Below are 6,330 nucleotides of genomic sequence, written 5' to 3'. Positions count from 1 at the left end.
TAACGAAGAGATAATTCGCCGATATGTGAGACATCAAGAGAAAGCGGAAAGGCAAGAGCAAGCTCAGCTTGCTCTGGAATAGAAGGCCCCCTTTTAGGGGGTTAACGCAAAGCCACCTTCTTCAGAAGGTGGATTATTTACATGCACTTGGACAGGTCTCTAAGCTGTCAGTTCAGCGGTATTAACCTAAATCCACTTTATCCATTTCAAGCTGTTTAAGGGCTATGACTGCCTGGGTGCGGTTTCTCACCCCAAGCTTTCTGAATATTGCTGTGGCATGAGCCTTGATAGTGGCTTCAGACACCCCCAAATCGTAGGCGATTTGTTTGTTGAGCAGACCCTCGGCAAACATTTGCAATACCCGGTATTGCTGGGGGGTGAGATCCGCCAGCTTACCCGCCATTTGATCAGTGCCATCCTCATCAAACTTAATAATTTCAACCCCGGAAGGTAGCCAGATATCACCGTAAAGTACCGCACTCATGGCTTCGGTGAGGGTTTCCATTGAAGCGGATTTGGGGATAAAACCGGCACTGCCATAATGGATCGCGCGGCTGATGGTTTGCGCATCTTCGTGGGCAGAAATTACTACAACTGGGATATTTGGGTAGTGGGAGCGAAGATGAATAAGGGTGGAATAACCGTGTGAGCCGGGCATTTGTAAATCGAGCAGTACCAGATCGTATTCCACATCAGCTTTGTCCAATACATGCTGCAAAGCATCGGCGCTGTCGGCTTCAAACCAACGAGTATCGGCAAAAGCACTGGATAAGGCTTGCCTCAGTGCATTACGAAACAGTGGGTGGTCATCGGCAATGATGATCTTGAGATTCTCGAGCTTCATTATGTTGCAGGGTTCTTATTGTTCTTGAATGTGCAATGAACCAATGTAGCAGAAAAAACAGGGATAATCCCACGGTTTTGTTTTATTTAACTGCTTTAAATTCTTATAAATTCCTTTAGCTTAGACTAAAGTATAACTGAATGATTTATTGTTGAAATCATTCAGTTATTCCTGTGCACACACTGTTGGTTTCTTGCTGGCTCAGATTAAGCCGGTGGCCATACCTGGGTTGGTTTGCGGCTTTCATCCACCGCGACAAAGGTGAATACACCGCGAATGGCGTGCTCTCGCTTATCCTGATACATGTCTTCTACGAAGATATTGACTTCAACTTTAAGACTGGTATTTCCAACATGGATGACTCTGGCAACCAGTTCAGCCAGGCTGCCGGCGGGAATCGACTTGTTGAAGTCTATGCGATCGGAACTCACAGTGACCAAGGCTTTACGGCAGAATCGGGTGGCAGCAATAAAGGCGGTCTCATCCATCCATGCCAGGGCTTCTCCCCCAAACAGGGTGTTGTGATGGTTGGTGTTTGACGGGAATACCGCCTTGATGACGCGGGCTTCAGAGGCTTCGATACGGCGTGCAATAGCTTCTGAAAATTGAGGCTGAGGATCGGTAAGTGGCATACGGCAACCTTGAGGTTATGCAAACAAGTCGATAAATGGCCGCGCAGTATACGATGTTCACCCGGTTGCTGCTATGGGATTGGGGGCGTCTTGCGTACAACCGCTTGTAGTGTACGTATTGGGGCCGTGAACAGCTGCTATTCATAAAATGCAAAAGCCTCCTGACGGAGGCTTGTTTGATGATATCAGCGATGAGCTATTTTAAATGCTCTCGTCTTGCCCTGGCTGCACTGGCTAGATTTCGCAGTAAAGGCTCAGTGTCCTGCCAACTCAAACAGGCGTCGGTAATGGATTTTCCATAACACAGTGGTTGGCCGTCTATGACTTTTTGAGTCCCTTCCTCAATAAAGCTTTCCGCCATAATACCAGCAATGGCGGTGGAGCCGGCGCGTAGCTGTGCCATGACTTTATCGGCAACTTCCAATTGCTTTTTGTGCTGCTTTTGGCTGTTGCCGTGGGAGAAGTCAATCACCATGCCAGTGTCTATGCCGGTGGCTTTGAGCTGCTCATGGGCTTTCTGTACATGCTCCTGCGCATAATTGGGGTTCTTGCCACCACGCAGAATAATGTGGCCGTACGGGTTACCGTGGGTACGGTATACCGACATATGGCCGTCTTTGTCCGGTGAATAGAATATGTGCGGCACCTTGGCGGCGCGCACGGCATCCACAGCAATGTTAATATTGCCGTCGGTGCCGTTTTTAAAGCCTACGGGGCAAGACAGTGCTGAGGCCATTTCGCGGTGGATTTGGCTTTCAGTGGTACGGGCACCGATGGCTCCCCATGTAATGAGGTCGGCAATGTACTGACCGTTCACCATGTCCAAAAACTCGGTGGCAATGGGCAGTTTAAGCTCAGTAATTTGCTGCAGCAGATGACGGGCCATACGCAGGCCTTTGTTTGCACTGAAACTGCCATCCAGATCCGGGTCGGAAATCAGGCCTTTCCAGCCAACGATGGTACGTGGCTTTTCGAAGTACACCCGCATCAGGATGCATAAATCGTCTTTCAGTTCATGGTGCAATTTGGCAAGGCGTGCGGCATATTCCAGCGCGGCTTCGGTATCGTGAATGGAGCAGGGGCCTATTATCACCAGAAGACGCGGGTCCTGACCGGTCAGAATGGCTTCCACTTCACGGCGCTGGGCAACCAGGTAGTCTGCCGCTTCCTGGGTAAGCGGGTATTCTGCTGCCAGCTGTGATGGTGAAATTACTTTACAAAGAAGGGATGTACGTAGTTCGTCAGTCTTGATTGTCATTCAACATACCGGTTTGGTGCGGGCTTATCGCCAGATTGAACCGGATTATAACCAATAGTGACGGGCTGCACAGTGTCGATTGTGTATTAAATCGACAACCGTGCAATGAAATTGATTTAAGTTATATCTGATTGAACCAAGTGGCCAAACTCAGAACATGTGACGTTCCATGCCAGTCATATCGAGGATTTTGGTGGCAATTTCTTCAACCGAGTGGTTTGTGGTGTCTATATAAGGGATCCGTTCCTTTTTAAACAGCATCTCCACTTCTTTGACTTCCAGGCGGCATTGGCGCAGTGACGAATAGCGACTGTTTTCCATCCGGCTCTGGCGGATTTCCTGCAGGCGCACCGGATCTATGGTCAGGCCGAACACTTTTCCTTTATTTCGCTTGAGCGCTTCAGGCAGCTTTAAGTTGTCCATGTCATCCTCAGTAAAAGGATAGTTTGCCGCCTTAATACCAAACTGCATCGACAGATACAGGCTCGATGGGGTTTTGCCGCAGCGGGATACACCGCACAGAATAATATCTGCCTTATCCATGTGTTTTAAGGTTTGGCCGTCATCGTTTTCCATGGCGAAATTAATGGCATCGATACGGGCCTCATAGCTGTGGTTGGCTTTACCGTGGGTGCGATGCAGCACCGGCGCCGCGCTGACGCCCAGTTGTTGCTCAAGTGGCGCTACGAAGGTGTTCAAAAAGTCATAATCCAGGCCTTCACTGGAATAGATAACATCTCTGATCTCTGGCTTTACGATGGAATGAAATACCAGAGGACGCTCTCCTGTTGTAATAAAACTATCATTTATTTGCTTTTTTACGGCTTCTGCTTTGGTGTTGGTTTCCACGAATGGAATGGTAATCGCTTCAAATTCCATGGGAAATTGTGAAAGTACAGCATGGCCAAAAACTTCTGCCGTGATCGCCGTTCCGTCGGAAATGTAGAAAACTTTACGAGCCATACCAACCTCATGTAGTAATAAAATTACAAAGAAAATTATAGATTTACGCTTATTGCCCCGAAGTGTAAAATGCCGCTGCCCCGGTGTGAAGGGGCCAACTAAATAAACATGCGGAGATAGAACTGTGCAGCAATATGTACTCTGGTATCAGGAATTGGGCATGGGCGACGTCAACAAGGTTGGCGGCAAGAACGCTTCACTTGGTGAGATGATCAGTAATCTGGCCAATGCAGGTGTTCAAGTTCCCGGTGGCTTTGCAACCACGGCTCATGCATTCAATGAGTTTCTTGAGCAAAGCGGAGTAAACCAGAAGATTTACGACATTCTTGACACTCTGGACGTCGACGATGTTAACGCACTGGCGAAAGTGGGTGCACAGATCAGACAGTGGGTTATTGAGACCCCCTTCCAACCCGAACTCGAACAGGCCATCCACGAGGCCTATGACAAACTCTGCGGCGAGACCAAGGATGCATCCTTCGCCGTACGTTCCTCTGCCACCGCTGAAGACATGCCTGATGCCTCTTTTGCCGGTCAGCAGGAAACCTTCCTGAACGTGAAAGGTTACGACTCTGTGCTGGTGGCTATCAAGCACGTGTTTGCCTCTCTGTTCAACGATCGCGCGATTTCTTATCGTGTTCACCAGGGCTACGACCACCGCGGTGTGGCGCTGTCTGCCGGTGTGCAGCGCATGGTGCGCTCCGACATGGCTTCCTCTGGTGTGATGTTCACCATCGATACTGAGTCGGGTAACGACGACGTGGTATTCGTGACCTCTTCATACGGTCTCGGTGAAATGGTGGTGCAGGGCGCGGTAAACCCTGACGAATTTTATGTTCACAAGCCAACCCTGACCGCCGGCCATCAGGCCGTGGTTCGCCGCAACATCGGTTCCAAGCTTATCCAGATGGTCTACTCAGACGATCTTTCACACGGTAAGCAGGTGAAAATTGAAGATGTGGCGGTTGAAAACCGTCGTCAGTTCTCCATCAGCGATGCTGAAGTGATGGAACTGGCCAAGCAGGCGATGATCATCGAGAAGCACTACGGTCGTCCAATGGACATCGAGTGGGCCAAAGATGGCAACGACGGCAAGCTGTACATAGTTCAGGCCCGTCCTGAAACCGTACGTTCACGTGAAGATGTTCAGCTGATTGAACGTTATCACTTAAAGAGCCGCGGCCCTGTTATCAGCGAAGGCCGTGCCATCGGTCACAAGGTGGGCAGCGGTGTTGCCAAGGTACTGAAATCCATTGATGAAATGGACAAAATCCAGCCAGGTGACGTACTGGTTACCGACATGACCGACCCGGATTGGGAACCTATCATGAAGCGCGCCAGCGCTATCGTGACCAACCGTGGCGGTCGTACCTGTCACGCTGCCATTATCGCCCGTGAACTGGGCGTGCCAGCCGTAGTGGGTTGTGGTGATGTGACAGACCGTATCCAGAACGGCCAGATGGTGACTGTATCCTGCGCCGAAGGCGACACTGGTTATATCTACGATGGCAAGCAGGAGTTCGAAGTGATCTCCAGCCGCGTGGATTCCATGCCCGATCTGCCAATGAAGATAATGATGAACGTGGGTAACCCTGACCGCGCCTTCGACTTCGCCCGTCTGCCAAACGAGGGTGTGGGTCTGGCCCGTCTTGAGTTCATCATCAACCGCATGATTGGTATTCACCCCAAGGCACTGCTCGAATTCAACCAGCAGGAAGCTGCCCTGCAGGAAGAAATCAACGAGATGATCGCCGGTTACGACTCGCCTGTTGAGTACTACGTAGCCCGTCTGGTTGAAGGTATCGCCACCATCGCGGCCGCCTTCCATCCGAAGAAGGTGATCGTGCGTATGTCTGACTTCAAGTCAAACGAGTACGCCAACCTGGTGGGCGGTGACCGCTACGAGCCGGAAGAAGAGAACCCAATGCTGGGCTTCCGCGGTGCCAGCCGTTATATCTCTGAGTCGTTCCGCGACTGTTTTGCCCTCGAATGTGAAGCCATCAAGCGCGTTCGCAACGACATGGGCCTGAAGAATGTGGAAATCATGATCCCATTCGTGCGCACCCTGGGTGAGGCCGAGCAGGTGATTGAACTCCTGAAAGAGCAGGGCCTGGAGCGTGGTAAAGACGGCCTGCGGGTTATCATGATGTGCGAACTGCCATCCAACGCCCTGTTGGCCGAGCAGTTCCTGGAGCACTTCGATGGTTTCTCCATCGGCTCTAACGACCTGACTCAGCTGACTCTGGGTCTGGACCGTGACTCCGGCATCATCAGCCACCTGTTTGATGAGCGTAACGAAGCCGTGAAGGCGCTGCTGGCCATGGCCATCAAGGCCGCCAAGGCCAAGGGCGCCTACGTGGGTATTTGTGGTCAGGGTCCTTCTGATCACGCCGACTTCGCCGCTTGGCTGGTGGAGCAGGGCATTGATACAGTGTCACTGAACCCTGACACAGTCATCGATACCTGGCTGTACCTGGCTGAGGCCCACGGTTAATCCGGGCAAAACCCTGGGTTAATCCGGACAAAGATAGCCGCATTCTGAAAAGGTCGGCGCCAGCGGCGCCCCTTTTTACCGATGTGTAACAAAAGCCGCTTTTTAGCGGCTTTTTTTTGTTTATAATGCCCGCATAAAA

General features: G+C 51.0%; 5 protein-coding genes and 1 pseudogene. 2 read left to right on the top strand and 4 right to left on the bottom strand.

What is annotated here, in order from left to right:
• A pseudogene (locus tag ABYK60_RS14600) lies at positions 1 to 82 on the top strand (IS200/IS605 family transposase); the annotation flags it as partial.
• 99 nt (positions 83 to 181) lie between these two features.
• On the opposite strand, the gene ABYK60_RS14595 reads toward ABYK60_RS14600, so the two are convergent.
• The 4 genes from ABYK60_RS14595 to ABYK60_RS14580 all read right to left on the bottom strand — a co-directional run bounded on the left by ABYK60_RS14595 (position 182) and on the right by ABYK60_RS14580 (position 3,697).
• Complete coding sequence (locus ABYK60_RS14595; RefSeq protein WP_372872753.1) at positions 182 to 844, bottom strand: response regulator; 663 nt, start codon at positions 842 to 844, stop codon at positions 182 to 184.
• 206 nt (positions 845 to 1,050) lie between these two features.
• Positions 1,051 to 1,476, bottom strand: a complete 426-nt coding sequence (locus ABYK60_RS14590) for an acyl-CoA thioesterase (protein WP_372872751.1) — start codon at positions 1,474 to 1,476, stop codon at positions 1,051 to 1,053.
• 196 nt (positions 1,477 to 1,672) lie between these two features.
• Positions 1,673 to 2,734 carry a 3-deoxy-7-phosphoheptulonate synthase gene (locus ABYK60_RS14585; RefSeq protein ID WP_372872750.1) on the bottom strand — a complete coding sequence of 354 codons (1,062 nt, stop codon included), beginning with the start codon at positions 2,732 to 2,734 and terminating at the stop codon, positions 1,673 to 1,675.
• Positions 2,735 to 2,884: 150 nt separating this feature from the next.
• Entirely contained in the window at positions 2,885 to 3,697 is an 813-nt protein-coding gene (locus ABYK60_RS14580; RefSeq protein ID WP_372872749.1) for a pyruvate, water dikinase regulatory protein, read from the bottom strand.
• Positions 3,698 to 3,821: 124 nt separating this feature from the next.
• Between ABYK60_RS14580 and ppsA the strand changes: the two genes are divergently transcribed.
• Positions 3,822 to 6,191: a phosphoenolpyruvate synthase gene (gene ppsA, locus ABYK60_RS14575; protein WP_240590500.1), complete on the top strand. Its 2,370-nt coding sequence runs from the start codon at positions 3,822 to 3,824 to the stop codon at positions 6,189 to 6,191.
• Positions 6,192 to 6,330 lie beyond the last annotated feature (139 nt).

The sequence above is a fragment of the Shewanella sp. genome, from assembly GCF_041630135.1.
GTDB lineage: Bacteria > Pseudomonadota > Gammaproteobacteria > Enterobacterales > Shewanellaceae > Shewanella.
Note: the sequence above shows the minus strand (reverse complement) of the source record. Positions and strands in the feature narration are given on the sequence as shown.